The organism is Sutcliffiella sp. NPDC057660, assembly GCF_042800035.1.
GTDB lineage: Bacteria > Bacillota > Bacilli > Bacillales > Bacillaceae_I > Sutcliffiella_A.
The window spans coordinates 1-16,149 of the sequence record NZ_JBHVHV010000033.1 but is presented as its reverse complement, the minus strand read 5'-3'; the positions used below and the strand labels follow the sequence as shown (position 1 = coordinate 16,149).

17 protein-coding genes, 1 pseudogene and 1 riboswitch are annotated in these 16,149 nt (G+C 36.6%); of the genes and pseudogenes, 5 read left to right on the top strand and 13 right to left on the bottom strand.

What is annotated here, in order from left to right; genetic code table 11:
* Positions 1-417: 417 nt before the first annotated feature.
* Positions 418-936 (top strand): hypothetical protein, encoded by a 519-nt coding sequence (locus tag ACFVAD_RS24025; protein ID WP_386646383.1) that lies wholly within the window; start codon positions 418-420, stop codon positions 934-936.
* A gap of 564 nt (positions 937-1,500) precedes the next feature.
* Here ACFVAD_RS24025 and ACFVAD_RS24020 read toward each other — a convergent pair.
* From ACFVAD_RS24020 to ACFVAD_RS23995, 6 genes are all read right to left on the bottom strand, one after another.
* Positions 1,501-1,623, bottom strand: a complete 123-nt coding sequence (locus ACFVAD_RS24020) for a hypothetical protein (protein WP_386646380.1) — start codon at positions 1,621-1,623, stop codon at positions 1,501-1,503.
* A gap of 193 nt (positions 1,624-1,816) precedes the next feature.
* Complete coding sequence (locus ACFVAD_RS24015) at positions 1,817-2,620, bottom strand: alpha/beta fold hydrolase (protein ID WP_386646377.1); 804 nt, start codon at positions 2,618-2,620, stop codon at positions 1,817-1,819.
* A gap of 444 nt (positions 2,621-3,064) precedes the next feature.
* Positions 3,065-3,199: a hypothetical protein gene (locus ACFVAD_RS24010; protein WP_386646389.1), complete on the bottom strand. Its 135-nt coding sequence runs from the start codon at positions 3,197-3,199 to the stop codon at positions 3,065-3,067.
* A gap of 504 nt (positions 3,200-3,703) precedes the next feature.
* On the bottom strand, positions 3,704-4,399 hold the full coding sequence (locus ACFVAD_RS24005) for a GNAT family N-acetyltransferase (RefSeq protein ID WP_386646374.1): 696 nt from the start codon (positions 4,397-4,399) through the stop codon (positions 3,704-3,706).
* Positions 4,400-4,810: 411 nt separating this feature from the next.
* Positions 4,811-5,797, bottom strand: coding sequence for an adenosine deaminase (gene add / locus ACFVAD_RS24000; RefSeq protein WP_386646386.1), 987 nt, complete (start codon positions 5,795-5,797; stop codon positions 4,811-4,813).
* A 76-nt stretch (positions 5,798-5,873) separates the two neighbouring features.
* Positions 5,874-5,973: riboswitch (purine riboswitch) on the bottom strand.
* A gap of 101 nt (positions 5,974-6,074) precedes the next feature.
* The gene (locus ACFVAD_RS23995) at positions 6,075-6,527 is read right to left on the bottom strand and encodes a VOC family protein (protein ID WP_386646371.1); all 453 of its coding nucleotides are present in this window, start codon (positions 6,525-6,527) and stop codon (positions 6,075-6,077) included.
* Between the two features lie 388 nt (positions 6,528-6,915).
* Here ACFVAD_RS23995 and ACFVAD_RS23990 point away from each other — a divergent pair, with 388 nt between their 5' ends.
* Positions 6,916-7,698, top strand: coding sequence for a hypothetical protein (locus ACFVAD_RS23990; RefSeq protein ID WP_386646369.1), 783 nt, complete (start codon positions 6,916-6,918; stop codon positions 7,696-7,698).
* A 446-nt stretch (positions 7,699-8,144) separates the two neighbouring features.
* Here the strand turns inward: ACFVAD_RS23990 and ACFVAD_RS23985 are convergent, their stop codons facing one another.
* Positions 8,145-8,462, bottom strand: coding sequence for a hypothetical protein (locus tag ACFVAD_RS23985; protein WP_386646366.1), 318 nt, complete (start codon positions 8,460-8,462; stop codon positions 8,145-8,147).
* A gap of 180 nt (positions 8,463-8,642) precedes the next feature.
* A pseudogene (locus tag ACFVAD_RS23980) lies at positions 8,643-9,362 on the bottom strand (nucleotidyltransferase domain-containing protein).
* Positions 9,363-9,535: 173 nt separating this feature from the next.
* On the opposite strand from ACFVAD_RS23980, the gene ACFVAD_RS23975 reads away from it, so the two are divergent.
* Positions 9,536-10,492: a phospho-N-acetylmuramoyl-pentapeptide-transferase gene (locus ACFVAD_RS23975; protein ID WP_386646363.1), complete on the top strand. Its 957-nt coding sequence runs from the start codon at positions 9,536-9,538 to the stop codon at positions 10,490-10,492.
* Between the two features lie 248 nt (positions 10,493-10,740).
* Here the strand turns inward: ACFVAD_RS23975 and ACFVAD_RS23970 are convergent, their stop codons facing one another.
* From ACFVAD_RS23970 to ACFVAD_RS23960, 3 genes are all read right to left on the bottom strand, one after another.
* Positions 10,741-11,436 carry a Type 1 glutamine amidotransferase-like domain-containing protein gene (locus tag ACFVAD_RS23970; protein WP_386646360.1) on the bottom strand — a complete coding sequence of 232 codons (696 nt, stop codon included), beginning with the start codon at positions 11,434-11,436 and terminating at the stop codon, positions 10,741-10,743.
* Between the two features lie 59 nt (positions 11,437-11,495).
* The gene (locus ACFVAD_RS23965) at positions 11,496-11,993 is read right to left on the bottom strand and encodes an LURP-one-related/scramblase family protein (protein ID WP_386646357.1); all 498 of its coding nucleotides are present in this window, start codon (positions 11,991-11,993) and stop codon (positions 11,496-11,498) included.
* Between the two features lie 63 nt (positions 11,994-12,056).
* Positions 12,057-12,458 (bottom strand): hypothetical protein, encoded by a 402-nt coding sequence (locus tag ACFVAD_RS23960; protein WP_386646354.1) that lies wholly within the window; start codon positions 12,456-12,458, stop codon positions 12,057-12,059.
* A 335-nt stretch (positions 12,459-12,793) separates the two neighbouring features.
* Here ACFVAD_RS23960 and ACFVAD_RS23955 point away from each other — a divergent pair, with 335 nt between their 5' ends.
* Together ACFVAD_RS23955 and ACFVAD_RS23950 are read left to right on the top strand one after the other, a co-directional pair.
* Complete coding sequence (locus ACFVAD_RS23955; protein ID WP_386646351.1) at positions 12,794-13,318, top strand: thioredoxin domain-containing protein; 525 nt, start codon at positions 12,794-12,796, stop codon at positions 13,316-13,318.
* 122 nt (positions 13,319-13,440) lie between these two features.
* Positions 13,441-13,551, top strand: a complete 111-nt coding sequence (locus ACFVAD_RS23950) for a transporter substrate-binding domain-containing protein (protein WP_386646348.1) — start codon at positions 13,441-13,443, stop codon at positions 13,549-13,551.
* A gap of 31 nt (positions 13,552-13,582) precedes the next feature.
* Here the strand turns inward: ACFVAD_RS23950 and ACFVAD_RS23945 are convergent, their stop codons facing one another.
* The gene (locus tag ACFVAD_RS23945) at positions 13,583-13,918 is read right to left on the bottom strand and encodes a zinc ribbon domain-containing protein YjdM (RefSeq protein ID WP_386646346.1); all 336 of its coding nucleotides are present in this window, start codon (positions 13,916-13,918) and stop codon (positions 13,583-13,585) included.
* A gap of 142 nt (positions 13,919-14,060) precedes the next feature.
* Positions 14,061-15,983, bottom strand: a complete 1,923-nt coding sequence (locus ACFVAD_RS23940; protein WP_386646343.1) for a S41 family peptidase — start codon at positions 15,981-15,983, stop codon at positions 14,061-14,063.
* Positions 15,984-16,149: the final 166 nt, after the last annotated feature.

Below are 16,149 nucleotides of genomic sequence, written 5' to 3'. Positions count from 1 at the left end.
AAAGGTCTGCTTCCCCTTCAATATGGACACTGAACCCGTCAGTTTCAGGACTAATAGCCACGTCAAATTTTGGACATTGTAAAACGTCATTAACAATCTATCATTCTGATAAATTGAAAATAATGGTTATTATAATTTTTTTAGGAGGTGATACATATAAGCTGGTTCAACAATAAAAAATGGTTACCAACATATAAATACCCAAATTTTGATAAGAAACAGAACTGATAGCAATACTCACACCAGAATGGAATATTATAGAAAAACAACCACTCACGAGCGTGGTCATGCCCTTGGTTGACGAGGACACAGTTCAAGTACTGGAGATGTTATGTATTCGGAGCCAAGTAGAGTGACATCTCTAACAAGTCGTGATAAAAATCACTTGATCCAAGTGTACCAATAGGAGGAGTATTGTTGAGAATATTATCGTCGTTTATAACAATTTGTATATTTCTTTTAATTATGGTAGGTTGTCAAACAAATGAATCCTCCTCACAGATAATTAATGAACTGGAGGATCATGATAGTCAATATGTTGAAGAAGGTGAGAAGAGTGTAATTTATGAAGACCTAGAAACCTTAGTTGCAGATGCGCAATTTATTGTTGTAGGAGAAGTTGAAGGTTTAGAAGATTACGCTATAGATGGAACAAAATACAAGGTCAAAATTACCCAACAATTAAAAGGTAAATTAGAAGAAGATGTAATTGATGTTTATGAAAGACCTAATGATATGGAAATAAATCAAACAGTTCTTTTATTTCTTGAAAGATGGGAAAGTGAATTTTACCCTGACCCTTTATTCAATGCACTTGATGAATCAATAATGATTATCAAGAACCTAGACGTAAAAGGAAATGAAAAGTTCTTAAAGGATAATCTTAATTTTAAAAATAACTTAATAAAATTTATCCAAAAAGAAGGCAGCTCATAGTTAATAAAAGTAGAGAAAAGGAAGGTAATGGATAAGGTTACTTCTGAAGAAGAACTTATCAATTTAAGGGAGATTTGAAGGTAAATGAATTGTTTCTTCCACACAACATAAATGTTGGCAATAAATATAAGGTATTTTTGCAAGAATTAGAGGATGGAAGTATAACACTTACAACCAGACAAGATAGTATTATAAAACTCAAATAAGTAATATCGACAATTCTTTTAAAATAAATACATGTTTTTAAACCCATATATAGTACAAATAGATTTTCAACTAAATGAAGATCCTTATGTTCAATAAACGCTCCAGTTTGTTGAATATTGGAAATGTGAAAAATCCACAAAAATGGCACCTCAGTTATTTTACTAAAGCACTCGTTTAGATTAAGAATTTTTTCGCTTACAACTCATCATCCCCCAAAGATTAAGTTTGCAAATGCTAATACAACTGACAACATGACACAATAAATAAAACCCTATACAATGTCTTTCTTTTTGTATTTTCATAAATAAATTGTAAATTACTTATAGAAAGAAACAGTGTTAAGGTTAATAAAAACGGTTATATAGACTCTCTGCCAGTAAAGCCTGCCCAAATGACTAGACTGGTTGATAAAATTGTTAAGACTAACAATAATACCTTAATATAAGATTTCACATTCTTATGTTGTAAAGTATTTTCCATGTACTACTCCTCCTTAATTTACTTAAAACAGAATACCGCTTATTCAAGTAAACTCCCTATTGCTTAATACCAATTATTTCATAGTTAAAAAATTCCTACAATATTTTTCATCTTCTCTAAAATAAAAATGAGCGCTAATCCCTGTTCCAGGATAGCTCCAGTTAGTGCAACAAGAACTCAAATTTATGAAAAGTTATACCAGCCGGAAATTTTCTGACTCAAGTATGTTTAACCAGTTTTGAACTAATGCGTTAAATACATCGGTTTGTTCGATTTGTAGGTTGTGACCAGCCATATCAAGCACTGCAAAAGTTGCCCTTGGGTAATCTTCAATCAGTCGCCAAGCATCGTGATATCCGACTACATTGTCCTGACGTCCTGTGATAATTAGTGTGGGATACTCAAGTTTAGATGAAATATCGAATGTAAAGCCATATCCATTTTGACGTATTTGATTTAAGAATTCATTATTTGCTTGTTTAGAAGGAAGTAAAATTTCATTTCGAAACCTCTCCCATTCAGTTTGACCTTGCACTACCCCCATCGAGCAAAACTCATCTGCATCTTCTAGTGACAAATCCGATATCAAGTTGCTGTCTCTTTTTAGAACGGTCTGCTGTGGTACTATCCTTTCATCGAATTCAGGTATAGTCATTGGTGCCATCAGCAGTAATCCACGAATTGTGTCCCGCCGTGAACGGACTATGCCTCTGGCAATGTACCCGCCATATGAATTACCACAAATAATAAACCGTTGACCAGGGATAATCTCGTCCAAAAGACGCAATATCGCTTCTAAAATATCATCAGAGTTCTGAATAGTTGGTTGTGACTCGGAATGCCCCATACCTGGTAAGTCTATGTATATTCTCTTCCAACCGCTTCGTTTCTCGAATAACGGTTCCATTGCATGTAACATAACTTGATGGTCAAGTGTCCAACCATGCAACATAATGATGGGATATCCTTCTCCAATTACTTTATGGTAAATAGACATGTATTTGTTTCCCCTTTCCCTGTAAACCAGATGTATGGACATTTAATCCTCCCATACATATATCACAATTTTACAAACTTCCTTGTTCAACTAAATATGTTAGCAAAAGATGCGACTGTTCTTATTGACCAGTCGCGCCCGATAATTGAATAACCAGAAAAATGATTATAATAATTGTTTAAGTTTTACAAACCTCGTTAATTCCAATATATGTAGTATCTATAATAATATCAGACCTTATTTCTAATAACGGTAATACTTTTTCAAAACCTTCTAAAACCAGTCCCTACTCCAGATAACCATGTAACAAAAATTATTGCCATAATGAGCCTCCAATTAGATATCATATTTTTAAACCAATCAGAATTTTCATTATCAATTAAAGAAAGAACTTCTAATAAGAAAAACATAGGGAGATTTAGTCTTCCTATGTTTTCATTCATATTATTTATCTGTTTGTTTTTGCTTCTTTTTCAAATACTCCGCACGTATTTTTTCAAGTTGCTGCTTTTTATCAAATTTAGCAGGTGTCTGTTTTTCATGAAACTTCGTCACAGCTACCTTTCCTTTGGTATCCAATTGATATTTCCCCACTTTGTTCACCTACTTTTCTTGTTTTTAAAGAGAATCTATTCAACAAATATAATATACCTTATCTCAAATTCGCAAATTAACTCCTGAAGATTCCCAGTCTTATTCAATTAAATCGCCCTTAAATGGAAAACAGAAGATATTCCAGCCTTCACAACCATATTAGTACTTTTCAATTTACAAGATAATTAGCGTTAGGACTTTTATGGCACTCATCATGTACAGAAGAAGTTATTTTTTGCCTAAAGAATAACCTTCAAACAAGCGCCCTCCATATTTTGTCATCGAACTCCTTTTTAATATTATAAAAAGGAACACTTATAAGGCTACTGCATTTTGGAATATATATAAGTTTTTTTATGTGAAAACGATCTTCGACTAGAAGATTGTTTTCAACTTGGACTCCATATACATACCAACCCGTATTCAATTACAAAATTAGATGAATTTCTTTGTACTTCAACTTAATGGGCATATAATGAAAATGAGCGCTTAAAAAGTTACAACTTTAGCCTCTATTCCCATTTCTGCCAAGCATTTATGAAGGACATTTCTTTCTATTTCATTTACTTTGAAGTACTTCTCTTGATAAAGAGCTACTATTGCTTGCTGAAACATATCCTTTGAAATTTCAATGCCGTTGTATTTTTTAACAAATAATTTAAGAGGTATCGAAGACTCTCCCTTATGTAAATGTGGCTGCCTATAATCAATAGAATTTAGATGAATATATCCGTTTTTCTCGAAAAATTTGTCTCGTTTACTACATTCTGCTCTTTCTTCTTCAGTATGAACCATTTCTTTTGTTTCTGTTTCTAGGAGTATCTTATCAATATTTTCATATCCTGCTTTAATTGCATCTGCATTAAGTAGTTCTTCTAGCTTTGTGAGAGTTTTAGAACCTAATCCAATACTTCTAATAGAGGGGTTTGTCACGATATAAACAACAAAACCTGCATTAACACTCGCCAAAAAGTGGCTTGTTGCAAATGATAACACTTTCCCATCTTCAACTCCTACCAAAAAACGAAAATTGTTTGGAAAACTACTTTCGGAATACCTAATGCTTCGATGAAAAATATCTTGTGACTCCCTGACTTCAATAGGAAAAGATTGTTCGTATAATTCCATTACTTCTTCTAAATACTTTGTTCCACTATTCGTTATCTCAATCCACTCTAATGCCACGCTGCCACCAGTCCTTATTTTTATATACTTTAAAACTTATTTAAGATACCTGAGTGCAAAAAAATCTTCACAAAAATTCTCATTAATTTTAACATAGATATCCAATTTAGCTAGCCTGCCAAGTGTTGTTTTATTATATCTCCATAAAATGAAAAATGAGCGCTGAACCTTGTTCCAGGAACGCGCTCTTTAACGGAATAATGGGGGACGCAGACGTTAGAGAATATCCACCTACACCATTTTGCGACCTTGAAGGTAATTAGTTTATTTAGTCAATGAAAATAGTACGAAACAAATACCCAAAGAATATCCAAGGTAAAAAAGAATCGCAACATTTTGTAAATGTCGCGACTTTATTCAATTATCAAGACCTAATTTGTAGAAAGTCATAAAAATAAAGGGTGATACGGTTTAAATGTCTAATAGATATTTCATTAATTTTTCCTTTGTCTTTACATTTGCAAAAGAGGCCTGCACGCTATTCATGTAAATTTGTTTATACTCTTCATCACTCATAGCAAATTCATTACAGACTAAATCGCACTCCTTCGCCATCGTTGTATCTGATACCGTTCTGTTGTCCGTATTAACGGTTACTTTTATTCCATCCCTGTGGAAATCGTAGATTGGATGGTCACCAATTTGGTTTACTGCTTTGGTTTGGACATTACTTGTTGGACACATTTCAAGCACTATCTGTTTTTCCTTTACAATGTTATAAGCTTCTACACAGTCTTTTATGAACACACCGTGTCCAATCCTTTCAGCCCCCAACCATTCAACAGCCTCAAGCACATTTTTTCCGATTCCAGTTTCACCAGCGTGGATCGTGACTCTGTAGCCATATTCCCTAGCCATTGCGATTGGTTCAATAAATTTTCCGCAAAATCCTTCCTCTTCGGAAGCACACAAATCAATCGCGACAACCCCTTTTCCAAGGAATATCTTGCCCCTTTCGACGACCTCAAAAGCACTTTCCACCGCCATCGTTCTCATACATGACAAAATGATATTTCCAATGATATCAAATTGTTCTTCTGCCTCTTTCATTCCATCTATCACACTTTGAATGATTTCTTCTACAGATAATCCCATTTTCGTATGAAGTAATGGGGCAAATCGAACCTCCATATATTTCACATTTTCCTTTGCTGCATCTTCAAAAAGCTCAAAGGTAATTCTTTTCAAATTTTCTTTTGACTGCATTACTAAATTAGGAATGGAAAATTTTTTTAAATATTCATCTAAGGATTCACAGTCTAATGGAGCAATTAGTTCTTCTTTCATCTTTTCCTTATCAAAGGAAGGTATATTGATGCCACTTCTCCTTGCGATATCAATGATGGTATCAGGTCTGACACTCCCATCCAAATGGCAGTGAAGTTCAATTTTAGGCATAATAGAAAAATTCATTGTTGTTGGACCTCCTTGATTTTCAACAAAAAAAAATCCTGATTACGAAGAAAATACAAGTAAATCCTTGCATTTTCTTCGTAATCAGGATTTGTTGGTTCCTGGTAGAGACCCCCAAACCATATTATTGGGGTTATACGAATTTAAGTGTTTTATTAGTTTTTTACTACGATAATAGAATTTATCTTTTTTGTCAATGAGCTTAATAGATCTTGGCTTATTATTTTACGTTTTGTACTCCGAAACAGAACCCGTTACATGCTTATTTGTTACCGAGTTGTTCCGCCAAACCGATTAGAAGTCCTTCGATTCCACGAATGTAGCAGAGCCGATACGAGTCCTCGTACTGAACCACTTCGCCAACGAGCTGAGCACCATACTTAGTGAGTCTGGATACCATTTCGTCAATGTCTTCTACGGTGAACATGACGCGTAGATAACCGAGGGCGTTTACAGGAGCATTCCGGTGATCTGATATAGTAGGCGGGGTGAGAAATCGCGAAAGTTCAAGTCGGCTGTGGCCATCTGGGGTAACCATCATAGCAATCTCTACGCACTGAGAACCCAATCCGGTTACGCGACCAGCCCACTCACCTTCGACAGTGGCACGCCCTTCGAGGTTCAAGCCAATCTCCTCGAAGAAAGAAATTGCTTCATCTAGGGATTCTACAACGATACCGACATTATCCATTCTTAGCAATTTGTTTTTTTCCATAGTTTAATCTCCTTAAGTGTAAAAATCTATTACCTGATCATCTTCATAATTATTCTATTTAAAAGTTACAAATTCCTTTCAAACAAAAAACACCTTGTCACAGTATATGAAAATGTGAAATTTGGTTTTCGTATATATGTTTGAGATTTATCCTTCTCAACATCCGATATCGATGTTTTCTTTTGCTTTCATCTTTTTGTGTATATGTCCCCCTGTATTGTTTTTTGAACATTTCCGTACATAAAAATCATTTTCGGTAGAAAGAAATTAAGGTTCATGGTAAAATCACATTAGGAAAATAAAGGCAATGCAACCTTTGGGTTCAACCTCACTGAAAAGTAGGTTGGACCCTTTTTGCATTAACCTAAAGGCTAAAGGAGGACTTTTAATGTTGAGAACAGAAATGCTGTTGCATCGGCTCGACGAGATCGGCAAATCGCTCGAAAGAAAAGGGGGTGCACTTTTATTGTTAGGTGTCGGTTCCGTTGGAATGGAGACTGCTCGGCTGGACGATTATTCAGATTTGGATTTCTTTGTCATTGAAAGGCATGACCAAAAAAGCAGATATATCGACCATTTGGATTGGCTAGAGGAAGTTCACCCCTTAGCTTATTCTTTTAAGAATTCGAAGATTGGCTATAAAATTCTGTTCGAGGACGGCATTTTTGGTGAATATGCGGTATTTGAGGAATCGGAGCTGATTAATGGTTCTTATACGGAAGGGAGAGTCGTTTGGAAGGATCCCTCCTACAACAATACGGGAATTTCTAAACCTTCCAACCCGATACCTAGCCCCAAAAAAGACTCCTTAGACCATCCTTTGAACGAAGCTTTAACTAATCTCTATGTGGGACTTGGCCGCTTTGCCAGGGGAGAGCGCCTATCAGCGACGAGGTTCGTACAAGGTTATGCTGTGGACAGGATTTTATCCGTACTTCATTTGATAGAGCAAGAGGTGGATTACTTTCCCGATCCTTTCGGAAACGAGAGGCGCCTGGAAAAAAGATACCCTCGTTTCGCGGAAATGCTTGCAGACATGGTACAGGGATATGATCATGTGCCCGAATCTGCACTTCGTATTTTAAGCTTCATAGAAGAAGTGTATCCCGTTAATCGAAAACTAAGCGATGAAATACGACGTTTAGCCAAAATAAACTGCCCTTATAGTTGAAGCTTATCATATAAAAATAGGCTATCTATTGTCCCAGTTCTGCCATTACTTGTTTTGCATAAGCAGAATAGATCAAAAATAGAGTTAATCTCTCAAAATGAGCCAAATTTCTCTATCAGGAAATTTGGCTTATTGGTTATATCTCGAAAGTCCGTTAAACAAATTGCTGACTAGGCTTTTTACAAAAAACTCACCACGTTGTACTGGACTTCCATTGTTAGTTTTGTATCTAATTATGAAGGTCCAGTGCATTATGGAGGGTTCTCTAATACATTCTTCACCGCTAAGTATTTCCTCTAATTAAATTTAACTCCCTTTAGTTTAAGTACATTTCTTTATAAAATATCCATTTATCTCGAAAATGAGTTTTTCAACAATCTGCCCCTAAAATGAAAATGAGCGCTGATCCTTGTTTCAGGATAGCGCCATTTTCTGGAAGACAGTTATTACGAATGACTCTCTTCTTTTTTGCTATAAATTTCATAAGCAAAATAGCCAAATAAAAAACCTATCCCAGGTCCCCAAGTCATTGCAGATAGTAAGGAAATTGGTGAAAATATGCTTAAAAGTAGAGCAACAGCAAAACCAATCATCATTCCGAATGGAATTAAACTATCTAATAAATTTTGAGCACTTTTTGTTTCTTTCTTACCCAAAGTTCCTTTTTTATACTTATGTTTCATTCTTAGAATTACAAATATTCCAATCCCACCCACTATTGCAAAAGGTAGAACAATATTAGCAATTTCTAAAGATAAACCCATATTATAACCCCTCGTTTTTTCGCTTTTACGTTATTTCAATTGTAACATAATTTATTCCGTTAAATGGCCCTTAAATGGAATACAGAAAATATTCCAGTCTTCACAACCATATTAGTACTTTTCAATTTACAAGTTAATTAGAGTTAGGACTTTTATGGCACTGGTCATGTACAGATGAAGTTATTTTTTGCCGAAAGAATAACCTTCAAACAAGCGCCCTCCATAGGACTCTAATATTCCATCCACAAGTTGAATGATTTTATTTTTATTGCCGGTTTAATAAAAATCATCAAATGCGTCGACAAAACGGTCTGCGAACTCCATGTCATAGTTTCTTAATGATCTTACTATCCATTTAGAAGCGCCAATCCACCTATTGTTGGTCCTCAATACGAATTCACTTACTAATTCCGCAAGTGTACCGGCTATAAAAATCCCTTCTGCTCTATCATTACAACCAATGAAGTCATCTAAGGCATCCGTGTTTAAATACCTTTTTGTCTCGATTGTTTCCGATGACCATTTCTCTGGACCTTTGGCCAATAACTCTTTCGCCTCGATTTTTATGGACTCGATGATCCCATTATCTTTTAGAACCATGCCTTCTGATACCATTCTTGGCATCGAGGGTCTGGCTCTTTCATGATCGCTTTTAAAAAACTCCTTATAAGAGATTAAGTTATGTACAAAAACTTCTATACTCCAACCAAAATCAATCAGTGACTCTCTAAAGGATGCTTGAAGTTTTTCATCGAATATGACAATGTCAAGGTCGGATGTTTCTGTTTCTTCACCACGAACTACACTCCCTGCCAACAAAGCTCCGTCACAATCCGGAAAATGTTTCTCAATAAACTGCTTGGCTGCTTGAATTGGAGCCAATTTATTTAAACCACTCATCTCTGCACCTCGTCATACTTATTTAGTTTTTCATATCAAAATTCCCACGGATTACTATACGGATTCAAACGGATTTTTATATGTATTTTATATTGGATAGTAATTAATAGAGGTAATACATGAGTTTTATAGAATTTATGAGAGATAGAAAACAGAAAAGGGGCAAGTGAAAAGTGATTGATCAAATAATACCAGCATTCATTGCATTTGTAGTTGTTTCCGTTTTATCTCCATTATTAATTGCCGTTTTGAGAAAACTTCGTCTCATTCAACCGATAAGAAAAGAACTTCCTTCAGATCATCAGCTGAAAAAAGGCACTCCGCTGATGTTTGGAATCATTCTTTTTGCAGGAATCATCATAGCTCTTCTTATTTCGCCTACTCCATACATGTATTTTTTGGCCATTACCTATATTCTTTTCAGCTTCATTGGTTTTTTGGATGACTTCTGGAAAGCGTCCCGTCAAGATCCAGGAGGTGTATCGGGTAAGACGAAACTTATTTTACAATTTACCTTTACTGGTGCACTGCTTTTTTACGTGATCAACGAGCTTGGTGTGAACACAGGCATCAGTATTTATAAAGATGTATCCTTGGATCTTCCAATTGCGTTATATGTCATTGTCATCACCTTGTTTGTCGTGGGTTCTGCAAATGCCATCAATTTCACGGACGGATTGGACGGCCTTTTAGGTGTTGTTGCAATCCCTTCATACTTTTTCTTTTTTATGGTTTCAGACAGTTCAGAGGTGCAACTGTTTTGCTTAATCATGATCGGCTGTCTACTCGGCTTTCTCATTTATAATATATATCCTGCCAAAGCGTTTATGGGGGATACGGGATCATTGGCTATTGGCGGATCCCTTTCCTTTCTTGCTGTAATTGAGAAAGTTGAAATCCTGATTCCCATCCTGTTCTTCATATATTTTGCTGAACAACTATCGGTCATTTTACAAGTTTCATCATTTAAACTTACCCAAAAGCGGATTTTCAAAATGACACCGATCCACTACCACTTCGGCTTAAAATATGGCTGGTCCGAAACGACAATCGTCACGGTATTCGGTTTCATTTCCTGGCTTTGTGTTTTTATCTGTTTAGTTTATTGGAAATTTCTTTTAAATCAATAAATATACATATAATCATTCCAAAGAAAATTAGAGGAAACCATGCAACGCACAATGCGGCAAACAGCAGCCAATGCCGTAAATCCGCCACTGCATATATTGATGCACCTATCAATGCACCGACAGTTAAATAAACCAGGATCAAACCCATTTTCACCAAACCCCTTTTTTATATTATAAAAAGGGACATCCATAGGGGTTCTACATTTTGTTAAAAAGAAGCAGGGGTCTGCCTCTGCTTCTTTCATCCACTAGCTTTTCAAGTAAATAGTCTGGACTTCGTTTTCAATAATTTCCCCGTTTACACATTTTACAAAATAAGACTTTGCCCTCGGCCTTGAACTGACAGACGCTGATAGGGTTTCATTGACAAAATGAAGGGCTGCACCATCATCTATCGCGTATCCCTCTTTCATCTTACCTTCTAGGATTGATTGGTGATATGAAGGCTTTCTCTTATTTTCTCCATCATAATGCGGACAATTACTTCCCTTCAAAAAGCCTAAACAATCCAGTTTATACAACGGTGCATTTAATGGATCAGTTAACCCTTCTTCAAACCAACATATTGCACCTGCACTTAGTCCAGCAAGTATGATGCCCTTTTCGTATGCCTTTTTTAATGCTCGATCCAATCCCCACTCCTTCCACAAAAGAAGCATATTTCTCGTATTTCCTCCGCCTACGTAAATTACATCCTGATCAAGAAGGAAACTCTCCAAGTCGTCAAATTCCGGTTCAAAAAGCGAGAGGTGGGAAGGCTGGCATGGCAGCAGCCGAAATGCTTCATAAAATCTTTCAATGTAATTGGCTTGGTCTCCACTTGCGGTCGGTATAAAGCACACCTTTGGTACTTTTTCAACTTGAGATATAATGTATTTATCAAGAAGGGGATTTTCCGGTTCCATGGAAAACCCGCCTCCACCCATTGCGATAATCTGTCTCATCCGTTCATTTCACCCCATTGTGATTTGTTTTACTGCTTTTTGACTTCACTCATCCACGTTTATGTCGAGCCTGCCGAAGAAGCAGCTGCTTGATCAGCTTTTACACAATCGATCGCAACAACGAGTGCAATAATCACGCTTTCCATTTCTTCATCCAATATATGAACCTTATAGCTGTCTCCCCAAGTGAACCACTCCTTGCTCACTTCACCTACAATGTTTCCATGCTTTAAAACCTGGAAATCCATATCCCACCAATCACCTTGCACTTCAATGCCAGCCGCATCAATTGTATACCTGTCCTTTAAGAAGGAAAACTCCTTCTTAATTTCCAACATTTCCCGACCATTCACCTCAACCAGAAACCTGGGCAAAAAACTGAAGACCTTTTTTGTAATGCGTGCCACTTCATCTCTTGTAGCATCCATAATGGAGAATGTCTTTGGGACTTGCATAAAACTTCCCTCCACATAATAAACATCCTTCTCCTGCTGATCTTTTACTGTAAATTTCTCTCCGAAACTGAATAACTTCTGCTTTATATAAAATTGCTTCATCTTTATTCCTCCGCTTCCGTTTGAAATGGGAATTGATGTTGCTGCATGGCGTCTGTGTTTCGATTATGAATTTTGAGCAAATATGTCTATCCCTAATGTACTTAAAACTTCAATAGCTTCCTTCGCTGGTAATTTGGGGAGCATGAACTCTTCTGATAGCACAGCCATTATTTCTTCCGGGGTGGATAATTCCCTTACGGATGCTTCCCCATTTGAATAACGGATGGCAAATTTATTATTAACTAATGAAACACTTCTCTGTTTACTAGTCTGATATAGTTGACATCTCAAAATAGTCATAAATGGCGCGCCAGGTTTATTTGATTTTTCCATTACATCATGAAAATCACTTACTTCAGCTTTTCGTCCAGAATCAAAATGCCATGTCCTTCCGCTTTGTTTGCCATTAGTGTAGCGGACATATTTGTATCTATTCCTTTGTGGCTCTTCCGGTGAGATATGCACTTATTTTTTCTTTTTTGCCACTTGACTGTATCAGCGTTGCCATGTTTTTTTAGTCCTCTGCTAAAAGGACAAACGAATATTGAGGAAAGGCTATAGAGATATTGCGGAATACCGGAAGCGGAGTACTGTCAAGTGGATTTTACAGAATGAGTAAAAAAGAAAGCAGAGAACCGTCACGATGCTTCCCTATTATCTTCAAGGTCTTTTAAAGGTGACTGAAAAATATCCATTAACCCAATAATTAACTATTTTTAATGTTTACAATTCCTATAAGCTTAGTATAGAATGTATTTATTAATTTTTTAAATAAAAAGATAATTAAGGGTGGTTTAATAATGACAGAAATTAAAAATGATTATTTAGTAATTGGCGATTTGAGTGCCCCTGTAAAAATTGAAGTGTTTTTAAATTATGCATGTCCATATTGTGCAACATTTTATGAATTAGTGGATAATACGCTTCCAAAGTATTTCGCAGAAAAGAAAGTAGCTTTAATAGTAAAGCATTACGATAAACCACGTGAAATGTTATTACCTGGAACATTAATTAATGCAAACTTAGATTACTCTAATCCTGAAAGAACATTAGAAATCATAAGTGAATTATTTAAAAATCAAGCAACGTGGGATAAATATTCGAGTTTTGAAATAAAGAAATACATTGAAGATAAATATGACTTAAAAGAAGAATTTTCAAATATCGATCGCAGCTTACTGATTACTGCTGAGGCAATTGAGCGTAATGTAAAAATGGTACCAACTGTATTTATCAATGAATTGGAATTCCAATATCCGCGTGAGATTTTTGCAGATGAATTAGTAGAAGTTATAGAAAAAGAACTAGACAGGGTAGGCGTTTAAATGAAGGGTATAAAGAAATTATCATTTTTATTTTTAATTGCACATTAATTTTATTGTTAAGTGCTTGTGGGGATGAAGGTGAAATTAAATGGGAATTCGCTGAGTTTTCAGGGATATCTGGGATGCTTGATGCAGGAAAAATTGATACTGTTTCCAATTTAATTGCGATGACAGAAGAGCGTCGTGCGAAATATGATTTTTCAACCCCTTATGCTTGTTTTCACTTATGTTAATAGCTCTAATTGACTTCCTTCATCCCAGCGCCTATACCTTCTTCACAAACTCCGATTTCAGCTTCATTGCGCCGAATCCGTCGATTTTGCAGTCGATGTCATGATCTCCTTCGACGAGGCGGATGCTTTTTACTTTTGTTCCGATTTTTAATACAGAAGAACTTCCTTTTACTTTCAGGTCCTTGATTACCGTAACGGAATCTCCATCCTGCAGGATATTTCCGTTGGCGTCCCTTACCACTTTTCCCTCTTCGCTTGTATCGGCTTCGAGCGTCCACTCATTTGCACATTCCGGGCAAACCAGCATATTTCCATCCTCATAAGTATATTCAGACCCGCAATTCGGGCAATTTGGCAATTTTGACACGTTTCTATCTCTCCATTCTGCTTTTTCAGTAAAACTCTATTTTTTATAGTGGCATAGGTTACTTACAATAACAAGGTGTGCGTTTGATTCCAGTTTAAGAAGCGCCCCCAAATAAAATTGAGGACGCACTCTTTTTCAGTCCTTAGTTATTTGTTAGTTCCATAATCTTCTCCGTCCACGGATCAACACCATCTAAAATTGACGCTCTCGTCACCTCAACCGGATAATCCATGGTCAAGGGCTGATTCTGCATATCCTCTCGAACCGGCGCAGGGTAGATAGTGGTAGGAATCTGCAGATAAATCCCGCTATTTTCCAATGTAAACTGACGGATGTTCCCTCCATAGGACGCGTTATTTCCAGGTGGTTCACCAACGAGCTTACCAACGCCGTTACCATGGAAAATAGCAGCAAAATCAGTCCCTGCACTGAATGTATCATGGGAGGTCAATACGTATACCTCACCATTGAAAAGCAGGTCTTCCCCCACTTTTGGATTTTGGAATTGATTAGTGCCGTCGCTGATGGTATCAACGTTGATATACGAAAGTAATTGATAGGCAACGGTTGAATCCCCTCCGCCATTATCCCTTAGATCGACTACCAGATTTGGAATGTTTTTTGCTTTCATTTCTTCAAAAAATTCCTTTAGCATATCCAAGTACATTTCTGTTTGAATACTCTCGTTGAGCACAAATTCACCATAATTCCCTGAAGGTTCGATCGACCAGCTATAAGGATTATTCACTTGTTTTTCGAAGTATCCCGTAACAGGTGATCCTGTTTTTTCTCTCACTATTGGGATGCTAACAGTGATTTCTTGGCCATCCCTCTCCAGGTTGACTGCTACTTCATCTGTTTCATTGACCATTCCAAGATCTCTTAAGTGTATGGAATTTTTTAATAATGAATTGATTTGGCTCTTGATATACCCTTCATGTTCTGCTGGAATCCTGTTGCGTGCCTCCTCCATAATAAACGAAATGGATTTTCCACCAACAGACTCAATCTTATCACCTATTTGGAAAAGGTTCCCTTGATTAATTACGACAACCTCATCCTCAGCTGTCCATTTCACCTTTGGAAAATCAACATAGCCGTTATGGTAATGGACGACCGTATGTGCATCTTTTGTTGCTACCATCATTTCATTTAAAATTAAGTATAGTTCCTCTCTCGTTTCTACTTCCTGTGCTTTTCCCCTTGCTTTCTCGAAAATAGCCTCATAAATAGCTGGATTTTCTTTGACGTAGGGATGCATCTCCTTCATAAGCTGTATCGTCTTCTCCAAATCCTCCTTTAACTCTTGATCGGTGATAGCCTTTAGCTCTTTTGGCGAGGAAAGTTGCTCCAGATAGGATTTGCCGATAAACTGCGGCGGTATCCACCCGGCATCCCGAACGGTCGCAATAAACTTTACCGCCGATTTGTTTTCCTTTACACCCATTAAAAGTGTACTGCTGGAGGCATTCTGATTCATATAGTTCAATTCTGTCCCATCCGGTAAAACCGTTAATATTTGACCGACATTTGTCATTGATATGTATTCACCCTGTTGATTCACCTTTTCGTATTCCGTGATGAGGTTACCGAAGTAGGTTACAAAGCGGACAAAATATGTTTCTTTAAATGCACCACGAATATTCCCCGTCTCTGACTGACTATCAATCTCTTGGACTTCTTCAGGAACAGAGATGATGAAGTTTAATGGAATACGATTATCCTCTTCCATTACTTCGATCCTCATTTCTTTATCTTTTAAAGAAATTTTATATTCTGCAGCCTTCCCCTCCGTTTCTATCGCCTCCGCTTCAATGGTGACCTCCTCCCCTTTTACGTGCTGGATAAAAGTATTACCGGCCTGGTTGTTAATCGAAATTCTACTGATTTCCGCAGCAAAACTTTGCCTGCCTTCCTGAAATACCATTCCATCAGATAAATCTGTATTTATTTCAATAATATCCGTACCTTTCTTTAATACTTCCGATTCATTATTTATTCCAACGTATATTGCTAGACATACTAAAATAATTCCCGAGATTACCAGCCACTTCCCTTTCTTCATGTAAAAGTTCTCCCTTTCAATATGTAGTACCACATTCCCATTTTATGTTATATAAGGAAGAAAATACAGAAAAGAACAAAATCGCTAACGCGACTCTTTTACGTCCCAAGTGAGGCTTATTCACTTGGGACATTCTTCGCTCTTCGCATGATTCCATCACAAACAG